The organism is Myxococcaceae bacterium JPH2 (genome assembly GCA_016458225.1).
Taxonomy (GTDB): domain Bacteria; phylum Myxococcota; class Myxococcia; order Myxococcales; family Myxococcaceae; genus Citreicoccus.
Window position 1 is genome coordinate 714,693 of sequence record JAEMGR010000001.1, and the last position, 17,009, is coordinate 731,701.

A 17,009-nucleotide genomic window follows, 5' to 3' on the forward strand; every position below is an offset into this window, starting at 1 on the left:
CAAGGTCCAATATCCGTACCCTGACACTCAGAGTATAAGAGAGCGCATCGAGGAGACCCGACAGCTCCTCGGCCTGCCGGGCGCCTGGGTCCTTCCGCACCATCCGCGCAGCGCGCCTTGGACGACGGCCGCGTCGTCAATCTCACCTCAAGAATCAAGGCAGCACAGGCCCCGCGACCGCCAGGACCCGACCGGCCAGCTTTCTTAATCACTCTCAGGGAGGGAATCCATGGTCACACTCGCACTCCTCGCGGCACTGACAACGGCAACCGTTCCGCCCGGGTTCGTCACCAACCCAAGGTCGGGCGAGACGCGTGGCGGCACTTCAACGGTCGGCATCCAGATTCTGGTCGGCATGTTCATCAGTGCCCCCAACGTCCCAGTGGAGATCCAGGTCCTCAAGAAGCCCGACCTCGACCCGACGCTCGACGCGAACTGGGACCTCCTGACCACGGCGTACTCGAACACGACGCCCGGCTCCTGGAATGCGAACTCACCCGACCCGGTCTACCTGCTGTCCAAGTACGTCACGCCGGTCCCTACCACCAACGAAGTCCAGCGCTGGCCCGCGGGCAAGATGGTGAAGCTTCGAGTCGTCCAGAAGTTCCAATCGGGCGCACCCGGGCCGCTGCCCTTCATCGATGATGCCACCAACTCATCGTGCTACTACGAACACACACAGGACTCCTGGCAGAACTACATCGCCGCGTGTGCCTCTCAAGCCCCTGCAATCGCTGTCGTATCCACCGCGCTCAATCCAGCCGATCTCCACGCGGGAAGCAACGCCTACGACTACCTGGGCAGGAAAGGTGACTCCGGCGACGCCGCGACCACAGTCTATTACACCACCGGGCTCCTCCCGTTGACGCTGCAGGGCTTCAAGACCGCGTACGGGTTCCCCACCAACGAAGTGACGGCCATCTATTACAATGCCGCCGACCTCGGGTTCGGGCGCGAGATGCACTGCAAGTCATTCGCCGCGCTCTTGGGAACGGGCGTGGCCTGCTACGTGAGCAATTACGGCAATGTCGCGGGACAAGGCGCCTTTCCGGCGACACCTGCGACCGCCCTCGCCCTGGCCCATAGCGGATCCGGCCCATTCGCAACGGTGGCGATGGTCTACACGCCGCCGAACACCCTGGCGGATGCCATCAAGTTTGTGGTGTACGACGCGAACGGGACGCGCACCAATACCGCCCAACTCGACTCCACGGGGCAGCACAAATCGGTGCCCAACAATTGCCTGGCGTGTCACGGCCTCAACTCCAGTGCCAACGCGCTGGGAACAGGCGTCATCGTCGTCAACACCGCGGCCCGGTTCCTCCCCTTCGACCCCTACTCCTTCACCTTTCAGAGCCAGAGTGACTTCGAGGCGCAGCGGGAGAACTTCCGCAAGCTGAACGCCCTCGTCGCGCTCACCCCCTTGTCCCCAGAAACCAGCAACTTCCTCACGGGACTCTATGGCGGGAAGTCGCCTTCGGACCCCACGGCGGTCTCGGTGGGCACCTACATTCCTCCCGCTTGGAAGACGAACAATGCGGACCGAGCGATGTACGAGGGCGTCATCAGGCCGCACTGCCGAGGGTGCCACATGACGAGCACCTCGACCGCCTACGACTTCGACAGCCCGGCCGACTTGTCCAAATCCCTCATCGAGTTCGACCCGTGCAGTACCAGCCATCTGATGCCACATGCGGAGCAGACGCTCCGAAACTTCTGGAACAGCGGCGCTCGCTCCTACCTGGCGCAGAAGTACAACATCGCGAACCTCTGCTCGCCGTGAGCCGATGCGCGTGACTTCAGCTCGATGCACGGAGGACTGAGGGAATCGAGGCGCCGGCGAAGGTCATGCCGCGCGCCTTGCTCGAGCCGTCCGGTGCGCAGGTGGTCTCAACGGGCGCTGCGCCCCGGTGCGCTCCTCGCGAAGACCGTGGGCGTCACGCCCACGTGTCGCCGCATGGCGCGCGCCATGTGACTCTGATGTGAGAAGCCCGCTTCGAGCGCGACCTGGCTGGCGGGCAGCGTGCCTTCCAGGAGCAGCCGCTTCGCCCGCTCCACGCGCCGCTGGATGACATACTGGTGCACTGGCAGCCCGATCGTCCGCTTGAAGAGCGTCCTGAAGTGCGACGTGCTCACGTCGACGAGACGAGCCAGTCGAACCAGCGAGAGGTTCTGGTCCAGATGCGCCTCGATGTAGTCCTCGATGCGCCGCAGCTGGGCCCGCGAGAGCTGACTGCGTGGCTCCACGGGGGCCGCGTGGTGGCGCAGCAGATGCGCCGCCAGCGCCAGCCCCAGGCTCTCGGTATACAGCCGCCCATTGGGACGGTCGGCGGCGCGGTCCGCTTCGAGCGCATGAACGATGTGCTCCACCCGCTCATCGCGAAAGTGATGCTGGAGACTCAGGCCCGCTGACTCCGGGGGGAGCCCCAGGTCGTCCGCGGCGATTCGAAGCAGCGCGGGGGCCAGCCGCACGCTCAGCACCTGTCGGGGCGTCTCATCGACCCAAGAGCCGGAGAACCCCACTGGCAACAAGGACGCATCACCCGGGCCGCACCTGTGCCGGCGAAGACACGTCATGCGCGACGGCCGCCCTATCTGCACGAGCAGGAGATGCTCGCTCAACGGGGCCATCGTCACCGGGCCGCGGGGTTCGATTCGGGACTCGACGTGCAACCCCACCCCGGCCTTGGTCAGTCCGTAGCGCCGCAGGCCACCCCCCTCGGTCTCGCCTACCGAGGTGTCCGTCGCATTCCGCGGGTCCATCGCACACTCCAAGCCAGAAGCAGCAGGTGTAGCGAGAGGTCCGCGTCCTCGCCCGGCTTTCGAGCACGCCCACCTTCGAGCCCGGGAACGACAGTTCGTGCTCCCCGACAGGCGGAACGTGCGCGATGCGCCCCCGCCCCCAAGAGGAAGGTGCGCCCATCCGGCGAACCGCCGGGAGGGAGGCACACCATGAAGGCGATTGCATTCGATCAACTGGGCCCGCCCACGGAAGTGCTGCGACTCAGAGACGTTCCCGTACCGAAGCCCCGCGCGGGCGAAGTGCTCGTCGAGATGCGCTCGGCATCCATCAACCCGGGGGACTTCCTCTTCATCCAGGGGCTCTATCCGGAGCCGAAGAAGCCCCAGTTCCCAGGGCAGATCGCCGGCAACCATGGCGCGGGGATCATCACCCAGGTGGGCGACGGCGTCTCGTGGAAGCCGGGGACCCTCGTCACGTTCAGCCACGTCGACACCTGGGCGGAGTACGCGGTGCTCCCCGCCGAACGGCTCATGCCGCTCCCCTCCGATTATCCCCTGGAGAAGGCAGCGCAGTTCTTCAACGTCATCACCGCGTGGGACCTGCTCGAACTGGCCCAAGCGCGCGCGGGACAATGGCTCGCACTCACCGCGGGCCACTCCACCGTGGCGACCATGGTGGCGCAGTTCGCGCGCATGCGAGACGTGAAGGTCCTCTCCCTGGTGCGAAAGCGCCAGCCCCACCTGGACCTGGAGCAGTACGGTGCCTCCTCGGTCCTGGAGCTTCCCGAGGACCTCTCTGCCCTCGGGCCGCGGCTCCGGGCCATCACGCAGGGCCAGGGACTCCGCGGCATCATCGACGCGGTGGGAGGCCCTTTGCTCGGAGCCCTCATCCACGAGAGTGCCCCGGGCGCGACTGCGATTGTGTACGGCGGCTACAGCCCGGAGCGATTCGCCCTCCACAACTTCGACCTCTTGATGAAGGACCTCCACCTGCGCGCCCACGTGTACCGGTACTTCTTCGACCCGCCGAAGCCCGAGGACCAGGAGCTGCTCCAGCGACTCGCGAAGCTCACGGCCCCAGAGACCTTCCGCATCCCCATGGCGCAGGCCCACGACCTGGAGGACTTCCAGGTCGCGGTGAAGGAAACCGCCCTGCGCCCCGAGGCCGGCAAGCGCTTCTTCCGGATGAACCGCGCCGCGCGCGAAGGAGCCTGAACGGCAAGCGCTCACGCGTCCGCGAGCTGCTCGCGATCCCCAGCCGAGAGTGGCAGGGCCGACAGCTCCGCACGCACCGCGGCCTCGCGCGCGGGCTCGCCCAACACCGACGCCAGCTCCGCGCGCGCGAGGAGGACTCGGGCCCGCTCCAGCGGAACACTCTGCTCGGCGCGGGCCAGCGCCGCGTCGAGCACCTTGGCCGCCGCGGCGTCATCCCCCTTGAAGTCACGCAGCTTGCTCGCCGTCTGGAGCGCCGTCATCAGCTTCGACTGACTCTTCCTCCGAGCAGACTCCGCCTCCGGCACCTCGCGCGGATGGTTGCGCTTCACGAAGCGAAGCCAGTTGCCGCCTGGGTCCACCACGTGGAAGCGGCTCTGTCCCTTTCGCTTGCGAGCGATGCGCGGGATACCCGTGACGGGGACCTTCCCTTGGAAGCGCCGCAGCGCCTCCAGGAAGACCTCGTGCAGATCGTCAATTTCATCCAACACAATCAGGCAGGAGGCATACGACTCGGCCGGGTTGAGTCCCTTCTGGCCAAAGAGGTGCAGTTGCACATCCTCGCGCTGCACCACCGCATAGGGATTGGGCGAGACCTGCTGATACGTCACGGAGAACCCGAGGGCGCGGTAGAACCCCAGGCTCTCGGTCAGTGAAACACACGGCAACATGGGGATGGTGACAGCGTTCATGGACTCAGCCCTCGCTCCGTCCGCTCACGGACTCCCGTCGTCCCACTGCGCGCGGTCCTGTTCCAGGCTCTCTCGGAGTTGCCGCAGGGTCTCCAGCGCGCCATGCAGTGCCTTCACGCGCGACGTGGCCCCCAGTCGATTGGCCCACTTCGCCAGCTCCAACTCGACGCGCCGGAGGGCCTCGCGCCCCTTCGGAAGGAGCGCGACTCGCTTCGCCCGCCGATGAAAGGGGTTCTCCTCGTATTGGATGAACCCATCCTTCTCCAGGGCGTCCGCCGTCTGCTGCACGCTCTGGCGCCGCAGCCCCATGATTCGCGCAATGGTGGCCACGGGCTCGGGGCCATGGTCCACCACCCCGAGCACCTGCCACCGCGCGCTGCTGAGCCCCACCGGAGCGCTCAGCCGATCTCCCGCCTCCAGCAACAGTCCATTCAGCCGGAAGACCTCCACATTCAACCGCGCGATGGCCTCGCCCTCGGGCGTCAACTGACTCATGCCCAATTTCTGCCATGACGACAGGTGCCTGTCAAAACGACTGTTCCCCAATAGCGATGAGGGCGCGCCCTCACAGGAGCCGGACGCAGCAACTGAGGACAAGGAACCCAATATGGCTGTCGGACCTGCGCACATCGTCGACTCGAAAGCATCGCCATCCCAGGGAAGGTTCACCACCAACGCCAAGTCGAGCAGCGGGAAGAGTTCGTGCCTGTCTTAAGCGTTGGCGGCTGTCAGCAGTTCGGCCAGCGGCAGCCCTCGCGCGACGGGGCAACTCTTCTTATGGAGCAGCATCTCTCAGGAAATACCGCTGTGGCCCACGAGAACGATGACCTCCATCGCCGTACAGTCATCGTATCGAGGGGTCAGTCGTCGGAAACGACGGAATCCTTCTCCGCCCTCTTCCATCCGAACGCGGGACCATGCACTGCGAGGTTCAGCCTCTCAGCCAACGCGCGCCCGCCGGCCTTTTTCCCGAAAGAGCGCTCCTTATTGGTCACAGGGACGGCCTGAAGGAAGCCCACCTCTGCCTTCGCGACATCGCGAGGCCAGCCCCACGGAGGAACGAGCAGGAAGGAGCGGCGTGGATTTGTCGACTCAACCAATGCATAGGGCTTGAAGTCGCCGGAGTTGATGCTGGCGAGGGCGCTCATCACCTGTTCATCAACATCCGGCGCATGGGCAACCAGTTCGTACGCACCCAGACGGCGCGCGAAGGTCGCGTAGGTGACATACGGTCGTTGGTCAGTGGTAAAAAAGCAGAACACGAAGATGTCCGGCTCGCCCACGACCTTCGCGGGGAAGGAGTGCGCAGTTCCCGGGCCGGCGTTCTTGTACAGCTCGCCCAATGCGAATGTTCGCACTTTCTTTCGCTCGGACGCAGCGATGGCCTCCTCTGAGGCCGGAGCATTCAGGTTCCCCACTCGGTAGGCCGAAAGCACCTCGCGCGTCATCGCCATGGCTCCATCACCGGCGAGAACGACGGGGCGATTGTGCGTACCGCCCAACTTCGCCCTGATTGCATCGAGCGAGGGCTTGGAACCGGCATCTTTGGGGTGAACCTCGTACGCCACCGGAACCTTTGACCAATCGTATCCAGCCTTCTCCAGGGACGCTCGGATTCGTCCCTCCAGTTTCGCTCCGTCGCACTGATTATTGGTGTCGCAACGTATCGCAAACAGGAGCCCGTCGACGCCTGCGAGTGCTCGCGCCTCCGCCACGGCCCATTCGCTCTCAGGCACAACACTGCCCGACTCAATGGCATAGACATGCATTCGCACTTGATAGCCATCGATCGGCTCGACCTCCGGTGGCGTGAAGTCGAAAGAGACCGACCGAGTGGCTCCAAACCCAATGCCTGTCAGCCGGCCCTTGGACTCCGCCGGAAGCGCCTCGTGGAGTCTGTGGACGATGGAGAGCGGCAGCCCCCGATCCTCCGACACGACTACGACTTTGTAATTCAGCCGCTTGGAATCCTCAGAGACGAACATGGCTGAGGCCGACTCCCCAAAGAAGAGGCATACGCAAATCAACCACGACGCACGTTTCATCATGCATGATTACCATGAAAACGAGTTCGGGCGGTTCCCATTTGCCCGACTGCTCGTTCTCCGCCAGCGCGCCGTCCAGGACAGCGCGCCCTCCACGCATGAGAGGAGGGGCTGAACGGCAAGCACCCCTCCGTACCTGGGTGGGAACCAGAAATGGCATGTGGCAGGCGCGGCAAGTCCCGGTCACCGATGAAACCGGCTGGGGAACGGCGTGAAGAAACCGTCGACGCCCAGGTCGATGAAGCGCTGGGCGTCGGCGGGCGTCTCGACGAGCCACGGCCAAACGCGCTCGCCCCGCTGATGTGCGACGTCAATCAGCCGGCGGGTGAGCACTTGGAGCCCCGCATGGCGCTCCGGCACCATGAGGATGCAAGGACCTCCGGGCGCAAGCCAGTCCAGCCGCAGACGCTCCAGGACCAACCGCGTGCGCGCCTGCCGCGCCGTCGCCGAGTAGAGCCAATCCGGACGAAGCTTCCGCGTGGCTTCGACGACCGCGGTGTGCTCGCTCACGACCACGACCCGTCCTTGCGCCTGGTGTTGCTCAATCAGCCTCACCAACTCCCCCGACACCTCCGGATGTTGAGTGTGAACGTCGAGCGCGAAGAGCGCCCGAGGATGCGCCGCGAGCAGCTCATCCAGCGTGGGCACCCGCACACCCGCGCCTCGGTGGGCATGCGCGCCCTCTGCATCCTGAAATGAGAAGCCCGCGTCGAGCGCCTGGAGCTGCTCCACCGTCAGCCCGTCCACCCGCCCTTTGCCGTCCGTGGTGCGGTCCACCGTCTCGTCATGCATCGCAACCAGGACACCGTCGCGGCTGCGCTGGATGTCGACCTCCAGCACGATGCGCTCCGAGACGCGGGCCGCGTGCTCGAACGCGGGCATCGTGTTCTCGGGGCGCTCTCCGCCGCCGCCCCGGTAAGCGACCATGCGGAAACCAGGCTCGAGCAGCGGATGGCGATGGAGGGACGAGGTGTGCATGTGCACGCTCTCTACGCCCAACTCGGACTGCCTGGCGTTATCCTGGGATAACGATGCTCACGCCGCACCCTTCCGACGCGTTCCTGAGTTACATGCGAAAGCTCGCCCCCGTGCCGGACGACGAGTGGCGCTTCGCGCGAACCCTCTTTCGCCCTCGGCGCCTCGACCGAGGCGAGTATCTGACTCGCGCGGGCGACGTCGCGATGGAGTTCGGCTGGGTCCTCCGTGGACTCATCCGCAAGTACTACCTCGACCGGAATGACAGCGAGGTCGTTCGAGGCTTCGCGGCCGAAGGTCAGCTCGCGGGTGCCTACGCCTCCCTCTTGAGCCGCGCACCTTCCATCCTCAACGTGCAGGCGTTGGAAGAGACGGCCCTGCTGGTGATGAGCCATTCCGACATCACAGTGCTCTATGGCCGCCATGCCTGTTGGCAGGAATTGGGCCGCAAGGTGGCGGAGTCGCTGCTGCTCGAACGCGAGGAGCGGGAGTATCAACTGCTGCGATTGAACGCCACGGACCGCTACCTCGCGTTCCGCCGCGACCAGGGCGAGTTGGTGGGCCGAGTGCCTCAACACCAGATTGCCGCCTATCTGGGCATCACCCCGGTCTCCTTGAGCCGCATCATCGGTCGGTTGAAACGACGCTCCGAAACAGAATGAGCGCGCGCCCAAGCCCCCTGGTTCGCATCGCTCAATCACTTCCATCTCGACAGCGCCCTGTCACGTGCCGTGACAATGTTTCGGCCCTCCGGCTTCGCGTGTGGCGTTGTCAGGCATCGAGCGCCGAATGCCCTCACGCGCCCACCTCGCGGGCTCGCCGCTTGACACCGCGAAGAAGCCACCTGTACAAACCGCGCCGTGCTGGTGCCTGGATCTCGGTCCAGGCTTAAAAGGGAACCCGGTGTAATTCCGGGGCTGCCCCGCAGCGGTCAGTGAGAACGAACCCCGTCCATGACACTGGCTCCCTCTGGGGGCTGGGAAGTGACGGGCAGTAGGAAGCCGGCCCTCAAAGCCGAAGCGCTCACGAGCCCGAAGACCTGCCCGCATCCGACCGTGGGAGAAATCCATGGCCGGTTTCGACCTGGAGCCGCGTGGGACGGCCGGAAGGTCCGAGCAGCGCGGGCGCTCCGTCGAGCCTCGTCGCGTCTCGGCTTTTCCGAACCTTCACCCCTCGTGTCTCCAGTCGCCCGTGGGGGCGAAGGTCGGTCCGTGGGCTCTTCCCCGAGCCTGGTGCGCGCTCGCGTGCATCGTGACAGCCCTTCTTCCACGCGGGAGCCCTGTCGGGCGACCTCGGTCGCCCGCGCTGCGTGGAGGACCGACGGATGCGGGACGAAGAAGCAACCAGCGTGCGCTACCCCCAGGGGAATGTGCTCCTGCGCAATCTGACGCGCGAGTTCCCCGTGGTGACGCATGGCCAGGGCGTGCATCTCTTCGATGCGCGCGGCAAGCGCTACCTCGATGCCTCCGCCGGAGCGCTCGTGGCCAGCGTGGGCCACGGCAACCGCGAGGTGGTCGAGCGCATCCACGAGCAACTGCTCCGCGTTGCCTACGTCAATGGCACGCACTTCACCACCGACGTGACCGAGCAGCTCGCCTCGCGACTGTGCGCGCTCGCCCCCTCGGGACTGAACCGCGCCGCGTTCTTGTGCTCGGGCTCGGAGGCCGTGGAGGCGGCGGTGAAGTTCGCCCGGCAGCTCTGGGTGGAGCGCGGTCAGCCGCAGCGCACCAAGGTGATTGCCCGCGTGCCCGGCTACCACGGCAACACGCTCTACGCGCTCTCGCTCTCGGGGCGCCCTCACTACAAGACGTTCTTCGGGCCGATGTTGGCCGAGGTCGTCACCACGCCCGCGCCCTACCCCTACCGCTCCGGGCTGGAGAACTACGCGCGCGACGGCGCGGCTCACTACGTGAAGCTGCTGGAGGAAACGCTGCGCCGCGAAGGGCCCGACACCATCGCCGCCTTCATCGCCGAGCCCGTCATCGGCTCGTCCGCGGGCGCCTCTCCTCCACCTCCGGGCTACTTCGAGCAGGTGAGCGCGCTGTGCCGCAAGCACGGCATCCTCACCATCGCCGACGAGGTCATGTGCGGCTGCGGACGCACCGGGCACTTCTTCGCCAGTGAGCAGTTCCAGTTCACGCCCGACCTGCTGGTGCTGGGCAAGGGACTCGGGGGTGGCTACGCGCCGCTGAGCGCGGTGCTCACGAGACAGGAGCACCTGGAAGAGATGCGCCGAGGCTCCGGCGGCTTCATGCACGCGCAGACCTATCTCCAGGCGCCCGCGATGACGGCGGCCGGACTCGCCGTGCTCGACTACTACGCGCGCCACGACCTGGTCGCCCATGCCGCGCAGGTGGGCGCGCACTTCCAGCGACGGCTGCGCGAGTCCCTGCTGAGCCTGCCCCACGTGGGCTCGGTGCAGGGCGTGGGGCTGATGGCGGGCATCGAACTGGTGGAGGACACCGCCAGCCGCCGCCCCTTCCCGCGCGCACGCAAGGTCGTGGAGCGCCTGCTCGCGGCGCTCTTCGAGCAGGGCCTCGTCCTCTGGTCCAACACCGGGCACGCCGATGGGACGAACGGCGACCTGCTCATGCTCGGCCCGCCGCTCGTCATCACCGAGGCGGAGGTCGACGAGCTGGTCGACACGCTCTCTCGCGGCATCCACCACTTCTTCCAGGAGGCGTCATGAGCTTTCGCATCACCTACTCGGTGCTGGATGCGGACCTGTCCGCGCTGCACGCCCAGTTCGACGCGGCGCTCGACTCGGTCCGAGGCACGCTGGGCGCGCGGCTTCCGTCGTGGATCGCCGGCGCGCCGTATCAGAGCGGAGACCTGCTGGAGAGTCGCAACCCCGCGCGCCCGGACGAACTGCTCGCCTCCTTCCATCGCACGCCGGTCTCGGAGCTCGACCGCGTGGTGCGCGCCGCGCGCGAGGCCCAGCGCACGTGGGGCGCCACGAGTTGGGAGGAGCGCGTGCGCATCCTCCGGAAGGCCGCGGACCTCATCTCCGAGCGACGACTGGAGCTGTCCGCGCGGATGACGCTGGAGGTCGGCAAGAGCCGGCTGGAGTCGCTGGGGGACGTGGAGGAGTCCGCGGACCTGCTGCGCTACTACTCCCGACAGCTCGAGGAGGCCGAGGGCTTCCGCCGTCCCATGGCGAGCCTCGCTCCGCGCGAGCACACCTTGAGCGTGCTGCGCCCCTATGGGGTGTTCGCCGTGGTCGCGCCCTTCAACTTCCCGCTGGCGCTCGCGGCGGGGATGAGCGCGGGCGCACTGCTGGGTGGCAACGCCGTCATCCTCAAGCCGAGCGAGGAGACGCCGTGGTGCGCCGAGGGCCTGTACCACGCGCTCGCGGATGCGGGCCTTCCTCCCGGCGTGTTCCAGGTGGTGCACGGCGAAGGGGAGTCGCTCGGCGCGGCGCTGGTGCGCCATCCGGGCGTGGACGGCGTCTCGTTCACCGGGAGCAAAGCGGTGGGCATGGACATCCACCGGCACCTGTCCACGGGCCGCGTGCGCCCCTGCCTGTTGGAGTTGGGTGGGAAGAACCCCGCCATCGTCTGCCGCGACGCGGACCTCGAACTCGCCATCGAGGGCTGCTTCCGCTCCGCCTTTGGCCTGTCCGGACAGAAGTGCAGCGCGCTGTCTCGCATCTACGTTCACGAGTCCCTGCTGAACGACTTCACCGACGGGCTGGCGCGCAAGGCGCGCGAGGCGAAGGTGGGGGACCCGTCGCTCGCGTCGGTGTTCACCGGCCCTGTCATCAACGCCGCGGCGGTCCAGCGCTTCGAGCGCGCGGTGGACGATGCGCGTCGGGACGGCGCCATCATCGCGGGAGGCGGGCGTCCGCGACTGGAGGGCGACCTCGCGCGGGGCCACTTCGTGGAGCCCACCGTGGTCGCGCTGGCGCACGACCATCGCTTGATGCGCGAGGAGCTGTTCCTCCCCTTCGTCGGAGTCACCCGCTTCCGCACCTTGGATGAAGCGCTGCGGTTGGCCAACCACTGCGACTATGGCCTGACCGCCGGAATCTTCAGCCGCGCCCCCGAGGACGTGGAGCGCTTCATGTCCGAGGCCGAGGCCGGTGTCCTCTACGCCAACCGAGGCACGGGCGCGACGACAGGCGCCTGGCCCGGGGTGCAGTCGTTCTGCGGTTGGAAGTCCAGCGGCGCGTCCGGCAAGGGCGGCTGCGGTCCCTATTACGTCTCCCAGTTCATGCGCGAGCAGGCGCAGACGCGGATGGGCTGATGCCCCGCGAGGAAGGCCACATGAGCAAGCTCTTTCCCGAAGTGAAGGTGGCGCCCCCAGGCCCCAACGCGCAGGCCATCATCGCCATGGACCAGCGCCACAGCTCGCCCTCGTACATCAAGGAATATCCCTTGGTCGTCGAGCGAGGCGAGGGCCCCTGGGTCTACGACGTCGATGGCAACCGCTTCCTCGACTTCATGGCAGGCATCGCGGTGGCGTCCACCGGGCACTCCCACCCCACCGTGGTCAAAGCCATCCACGCCGCCGCCGACCGCTTCCTGCACATCTGCGGCACCGACTTCTATTACGACGCGTTCTCTCGCGTCTGCGCGCGTCTCGCCAGCTACCTGCCCGAGATGGGACCCAAGCGCGTCTTCCTCACCAACTCCGGCACCGAGGCCGTGGAAGGAGCGCTCAAGCTCGCGCGTCACCACACCCGGCGGCAGTACGTCGTGGCCTTCAAGGGCGGCTTCCATGGCCGCACCTACGGCGCCATCTCGCTCAACTCATCGAAGGTGGCCCAGCGTGCCTTCTTCGGGCCGCTGCTCCCCGGCGTCATCCACCTCCCGTACGCCAATCCCTATCACTGCCCCAACGGCTGCGCGCCCGATGCGTGCGGTGACGCCTGCAACCCGGCGCTGGCGCTGGAGCGGGAGTGGTTCGTCAACCACGTGGACCCACGCGAGGTCGCGGCCATCTTCGTGGAGCCCATCCTGGGCGAAGGCGGCTACGTCGTCCCGCCCGCGAGCTTCCTCCAGCACCTGCGCCGCATCTGCGATGCGCACGGCATCCTGCTCGTCTTCGACGAGGTGCAGTCGGGCATCGGGCGCACGGGCCACATGTTCGCGGCCGAGCACTTCGGCGTGATGCCAGACATCCTCGTGTCCGCGAAGGGCATCGCCTCGGGCATGCCGCTGGGCGCCATCATCGCGCGCGAGTCGGTGATGACGTGGCCTCGCGGCTCTCACGGCAGCACCTACGGCGGCAACCCCGTGTGCTGCGCGGCGGCGCTCGCCACCCTGGACGTGGTCGAGGGGCTCCTCGACTCGGTGCGCACCACCGGCGAGCTGCTCATGCACGGACTGCGCGAACTCCAGGCGAAGCATCCCGTCATCGGAGACGTGCGCGGCGTGGGCCTGATGGTGGGCGCGGAGTTCGTCATCCCCGGGACGCGAGACCCCGCCGGCGCCTACGTGGCCGCGCTGGAGCAGCTCGCCTTCCGCAAGGGGCTGCTGCTGCTGTCCTGCGGCAAGTCGACCATCCGCTTCGCCCCGCCGCTGGTGGTGGGCCCACACGAAGTCGGAGTCATGCTGCGCATCCTCGAGGAGTGCCTGCGGGAGCTTCCCCTCCCCGTGCCCCTTTCCCAGCCCTCTGACGAGAGCGTGAAGCTCTGAAGCCCGCGAGGCGCATCGATGAACAAGCTCTGTTCCATGAAGGAAGCCATCGCCGCGAGCGTGCGCAACGGCAGCTCGCTGGTGATTGATGGCTTCACCCATCTCATCTGCTTCGCGGCCGGACATGAAATCATCCGCCAGGGGTTCCGAGACCTGACGGCCATCCGCCTCACGCCGGACCTTGTCTACGATCAGCTCATCGAGGCCGGCGCGGTGCGCAAGCTCGTCTTCAGCTGGGCGGGCAACCCCGGCGTGGGCAGCCTGCACGCGCTGCGCCGCCGCAGCGAGGCGTCATCTCCCGAGCGGCTGGAGCTGGAGGAGTACTCGCACTTCGGGCTGCTGTCCCGGCTGATGGCCGGCAGCGCGGGGCTCCCGTTCTGGCCGCTCAGCAACTACCAGGGCGGCGACATCGCCCGCGTGAACCCAGCCATCAAGACGGTGCAATGTCCTTACACGGGGCGCGAGCTGGCCACCGTGCCGGCCCTCCATCCCGACGTGGCCATCATCCACTGCCAGCGTGCGGACCGGGAGGGCAACGCCCAGGTCTGGGGCCTGCTCGGCTCGCAGAAGGAAGCGGCCTTCGCCGCGCGCAAGGTCATCGTCGTGGCCGAGGAGATCGTCTCCACCGCGCTGATTCGCCGAGACCCCAACCGCACCTTGGTGCCTGGAATCATCGTCTCGCACGTGGTGCACGAGCCCTGGGGTTGTCATCCCAGCTTCGTGCAGGGCTTCCACGACCGGGACAACGACTTCTACGTGAAGTGGGAGGACATCTCCCGCCAGCCCGAGACCTATCGCGCGTGGCTGGAGGAGTTCGTCTACGGCGTGAAGGACCGGCAGGGCTACCTGGCGAGGCTGGAGAGCGGGCTGCTCGACACGCTCCGCGCCAAGGCGCGCGTCTGCGAGGGGGTGGACTATGGCTATTGAGACAGGAGCAGGTCCCACCGCCTCCGAGCGGATGGCCTATCGCGCGTCGCAGGAGCTTCGAGACGGGGACGTCGTCTTCGTGGGCATCGGCCTGCCCAACCTGGCGTGCAACCTGGCGCGAGAGCTTCACGCGCCAGGACTCTTCATGATCTACGAGTCGGGCGCGGTGGGCGCGATGCCGGAGCGCCTGCCCGTGTCCATTGGCGACCCGTCCCTGGTGACGAACTCGCTCGCCGTGGTGGGGCAAGCAGACATCTTCCAGTGCATGCTCCAGCGCGGCCTCATCGAGGTGGGCTTCCTGGGCGGCGCGCAGGTGGACCGCTGGGGCAACATCAACACCACGGTCATCGGCGACTACGCCAATCCCAAGGTGCGCCTGCCCGGCAGCGGCGGCGCGTGTGAGATTGCGGTGCACACCCGGCGGTTGCTCATCGTCATGCGCATGAGCCGGCGCACCTTCGTGGAGGCCTGCGACTTCATCACCAGCCCGGGGCACCGGGTGAACGGCCGGAGCCGCCAGGAGCTGGGCATGCCCGGCGGCGGCCCCACCCGCATCATCACGGACCTGGGCGTGCTCGACTTCGACGCCACGGGCGAGGCGGTGCTCACCGAGGTCTATCCAGGCGTCACGCCCGAGCAGGTGCGGCAGTCCTGTGGCTGGCCTCTGCGCGTGGCCGAGACCGTGCGCCAGTCCGCGGACCCGGATGCCTCCGTGCTCACGCTGCTGCGCGAGAAGCTCGATCCGAAGCGCCTCTATCTCTAACGAACCCCACACGGAGCATTCATGGCCGAGGCCTTCATCGTCGACGCGATCCGCACTCCCATTGGCAGGTTCCGGGGCGCCCTCCGAGGCGTGCGACCGGATGACCTGGCCGCACATGTCTTGCGTGCGCTCCTGGAGCGCAACACCTTGGACGGCACGCGGGTGGACGAGGTCTTCCTCGGCTGCGCCAATCAGGCGGGCGAGGACAACCGCAACGTCGCGCGCATGGCATTGCTGCTCGCGGGACTGCCCGCCTCCGTTCCCGGCGTCACCGTCAACCGGCTCTGCGCCAGCGGAATGGAAGCCGTCATCCAAGGCTGCCGCATGCTCCAAGTGGGTGAGGCAGACATCGTGCTCGCGGGGGGCGTCGAGTCGATGACGCGCGCCCCCTGGTCCATGCCCAAGCCCGAGGACGGCTTCCCCTCTGGCAAGTGGGAGGCCTGGGACACGGCCCTGGGCTGGCGCTATCCCAACCCACGCCTCGCGGCCCTCTTCCCCTTGGAGCAGATGGGCGAGACCGCCGAGAACGTCGCCGAGAAGTGGGGCATCTCGCGCGAGGCCCAGGATGGCTTCGCGCTCGCCTCACACCGCAAGGCGGTGGCTGCGCGTGAGGCAGGCGCCTTCACTCGCGAGCTTGTCTCGGTCGAGGTGCTCCAACCCAAGGGAGTCGCCACGAAGCTGGAGGCCGATGAGGGTCCTCGCGCGGACACCTCGCTGGAACGACTGGCCGCGCTGAAGCCCGCCTTTCGTCAGGGCGGCAGTGTCACGGCAGGAAACTCCTCGACGCTCAACGACGGCGCCTCCGCGCTCCTGTTGATGAGTGAGCGCGGGCTGCGCGAGACCGGGGCCACGCCGCTGGCGCGCTATGTGAGCAGCGCGAGCGTGGGCGTGGATCCGCGCTACATGGGCGTGGGCCCGGTGCCCGCGACACGCAAGGCCTTGGCTCGCGCTGGGTGGAGCATCGACTCGGTCGACTTGCTGGAGTTGAACGAGGCCTTCGCCGCGCAGGCGCTGGCGTGCATCCGCGACCTGGAGGTGTCACCGGAGCGCGTCAACGTGCATGGCGGAGGGATCGCGCTGGGACACCCGCTGGGCTCCAGCGGCGCACGCCTCCTCACCACCCTGGTGCACGCGATGCGAAACCGGGACGTGCGCCGGGGACTGGCGACGTTGTGCGTTGGCGTGGGGCAGGGGCTCGCGATGAGCGTGGAGCGTGCCGCATGAAAGAGCAGTCCCGGAATGGAGTCCTGCGCATCTTCCTCGATGAGGATGCGCCCACGCGCGAGTGGAGCTACCGCGCCTCGCTCCGCGGGCAGCGCGCCGAGACGGGCGGCATTCCCTCTCTGGACGTACTCGCGGCGGTGCTCGGACGCCATGGCGCCCTGCTCACCGACCTCCCCTGGACGGAGCTGCCCACCTTCGGCGGCCCACCGCCTGACAGGACCGACGACGTGTGGAGCTGGGATGCGGAGCGACTGCTGGTGGGAACACGCCCCGACTCGCTCACCCTCGTTCGCCGAGGCAGCGTCCCACCCAATCCCTCTCATTCATCGCCCGAGCATCGCCATGACCCCTGAGGCCCCTCCCCAGCGCATCGAAGCAGGGCTCGTCACCGAGGCCCGTCTCATCGAGATGGTCTTCCCCGAGCAGACGAATCACTACGGCACCCTCTTCGGAGGACAAGCCCTGGCATTGATGGACAAGGCCGCGTTCATCGGCGCATCTCGTTACGCGCGACGGACCGTGGTCACCGCGAACAGCGAGCGCGTGGACTTCCATGTCCCCGTGCGACAGGGGCAGCTCGTGGAGCTGGTGACCCGGATTGTCGCCACGGGGCGCACGTCCATGACGGTGGAAGTGGACCTGTTCGCGGAGGACCTGCTCACCGGGGACAGGCAACTCGGCACGCGCGGGCGCTTCGTGCTCGTCGCCCTCGATGCGCATGGGAAGCCCACGCCTGTGCCGCCGCTGCCCCAGCCACAGCCGTGACTCCCAGCACCTGGTGACTCGCGAA

16 protein-coding genes and 1 riboswitch are annotated in these 17,009 nt (G+C 67.3%); of the genes, 11 read left to right on the forward strand and 5 right to left on the reverse strand.

Annotated features, from left to right (window positions below):
* The first annotated feature begins 229 nt into the window (after nt 1–229).
* On the forward strand, nt 230–1,783 hold the full coding sequence (locus JGU66_03010; GenBank protein ID MBJ6759718.1) for a hypothetical protein: 1,554 nt from the start codon (nt 230–232) through the stop codon (nt 1,781–1,783).
* A gap of 107 nt (nt 1,784–1,890) precedes the next feature.
* On the opposite strand, the gene JGU66_03015 is transcribed toward JGU66_03010, so the two are convergent.
* Nucleotides 1,891–2,763: a helix-turn-helix transcriptional regulator gene (locus JGU66_03015; GenBank protein ID MBJ6759719.1), complete on the reverse strand. Its 873-nt coding sequence runs from the start codon at nt 2,761–2,763 to the stop codon at nt 1,891–1,893.
* Nucleotides 2,764–2,952: 189 nt separating this feature from the next.
* Here JGU66_03015 and JGU66_03020 point away from each other — a divergent pair, with 189 nt between their 5' ends.
* On the forward strand, nt 2,953–3,957 hold the full coding sequence (locus tag JGU66_03020) for a zinc-binding dehydrogenase (protein ID MBJ6759720.1): 1,005 nt from the start codon (nt 2,953–2,955) through the stop codon (nt 3,955–3,957).
* Nucleotides 3,958–3,968: 11 nt separating this feature from the next.
* On the opposite strand, the gene JGU66_03025 is transcribed toward JGU66_03020, so the two are convergent.
* From JGU66_03025 to JGU66_03040, 4 genes are all read right to left on the reverse strand, one after another.
* The gene (locus JGU66_03025) at nt 3,969–4,646 is read right to left on the reverse strand and encodes a VOC family protein (protein MBJ6759721.1); all 678 of its coding nucleotides are present in this window, start codon (nt 4,644–4,646) and stop codon (nt 3,969–3,971) included.
* A gap of 24 nt (nt 4,647–4,670) precedes the next feature.
* Nucleotides 4,671–5,141: a MarR family transcriptional regulator gene (locus tag JGU66_03030; protein ID MBJ6759722.1), complete on the reverse strand. Its 471-nt coding sequence runs from the start codon at nt 5,139–5,141 to the stop codon at nt 4,671–4,673.
* A 365-nt stretch (nt 5,142–5,506) separates the two neighbouring features.
* Nucleotides 5,507–6,631, reverse strand: a complete 1,125-nt coding sequence (locus tag JGU66_03035) for a suppressor of fused domain protein (protein ID MBJ6759723.1) — start codon at nt 6,629–6,631, stop codon at nt 5,507–5,509.
* Between the two features lie 243 nt (nt 6,632–6,874).
* Nucleotides 6,875–7,669, reverse strand: coding sequence for a hypothetical protein (locus tag JGU66_03040; protein MBJ6759724.1), 795 nt, complete (start codon nt 7,667–7,669; stop codon nt 6,875–6,877).
* A 92-nt stretch (nt 7,670–7,761) separates the two neighbouring features.
* On the opposite strand from JGU66_03040, the gene JGU66_03045 reads away from it, so the two are divergent.
* The 9 genes from JGU66_03045 to JGU66_03085 all read left to right on the forward strand — a co-directional run bounded on the left by JGU66_03045 (nt 7,762) and on the right by JGU66_03085 (nt 16,984).
* Nucleotides 7,762–8,328 carry a Crp/Fnr family transcriptional regulator gene (locus tag JGU66_03045; protein MBJ6759725.1) on the forward strand — a complete coding sequence of 189 codons (567 nt, stop codon included), beginning with the start codon at nt 7,762–7,764 and terminating at the stop codon, nt 8,326–8,328.
* Between the two features lie 185 nt (nt 8,329–8,513).
* A riboswitch (cobalamin riboswitch) is annotated at nt 8,514–8,728 on the forward strand.
* Between the two features lie 262 nt (nt 8,729–8,990).
* The gene (locus JGU66_03050; GenBank protein MBJ6759726.1) at nt 8,991–10,355 is read left to right on the forward strand and encodes an aspartate aminotransferase family protein; all 1,365 of its coding nucleotides are present in this window, start codon (nt 8,991–8,993) and stop codon (nt 10,353–10,355) included.
* Complete coding sequence (locus tag JGU66_03055; GenBank protein MBJ6759727.1) at nt 10,352–11,911, forward strand: aldehyde dehydrogenase family protein; 1,560 nt, start codon at nt 10,352–10,354, stop codon at nt 11,909–11,911. The genes JGU66_03050 and JGU66_03055 overlap by 4 nt, the downstream gene beginning before the upstream one ends.
* 20 nt (nt 11,912–11,931) lie before the next feature.
* On the forward strand, nt 11,932–13,305 hold the full coding sequence (locus JGU66_03060) for an acetyl ornithine aminotransferase family protein (protein MBJ6759728.1): 1,374 nt from the start codon (nt 11,932–11,934) through the stop codon (nt 13,303–13,305).
* Between the two features lie 18 nt (nt 13,306–13,323).
* Nucleotides 13,324–14,232 carry a CoA transferase subunit A gene (locus tag JGU66_03065; GenBank protein ID MBJ6759729.1) on the forward strand — a complete coding sequence of 303 codons (909 nt, stop codon included), beginning with the start codon at nt 13,324–13,326 and terminating at the stop codon, nt 14,230–14,232.
* A 31-nt stretch (nt 14,233–14,263) separates the two neighbouring features.
* On the forward strand, nt 14,264–14,995 hold the full coding sequence (locus JGU66_03070) for a CoA-transferase subunit beta (GenBank protein ID MBJ6759730.1): 732 nt from the start codon (nt 14,264–14,266) through the stop codon (nt 14,993–14,995).
* Nucleotides 14,996–15,016: 21 nt separating this feature from the next.
* The gene (locus tag JGU66_03075) at nt 15,017–16,219 is read left to right on the forward strand and encodes a thiolase family protein (GenBank protein MBJ6759731.1); all 1,203 of its coding nucleotides are present in this window, start codon (nt 15,017–15,019) and stop codon (nt 16,217–16,219) included.
* The gene (locus JGU66_03080) at nt 16,216–16,572 is read left to right on the forward strand and encodes a hypothetical protein (protein MBJ6759732.1); all 357 of its coding nucleotides are present in this window, start codon (nt 16,216–16,218) and stop codon (nt 16,570–16,572) included. Before JGU66_03075 ends, JGU66_03080 begins: the two co-directional genes overlap by 4 nt.
* A complete protein-coding gene (locus tag JGU66_03085) occupies nt 16,562–16,984 on the forward strand; it encodes an acyl-CoA thioesterase (protein MBJ6759733.1) in 423 nt (140 codons plus the stop codon). The genes JGU66_03080 and JGU66_03085 overlap by 11 nt, the downstream gene beginning before the upstream one ends.
* The last annotated feature ends 25 nt before the right edge of the window (nt 16,985–17,009 follow it).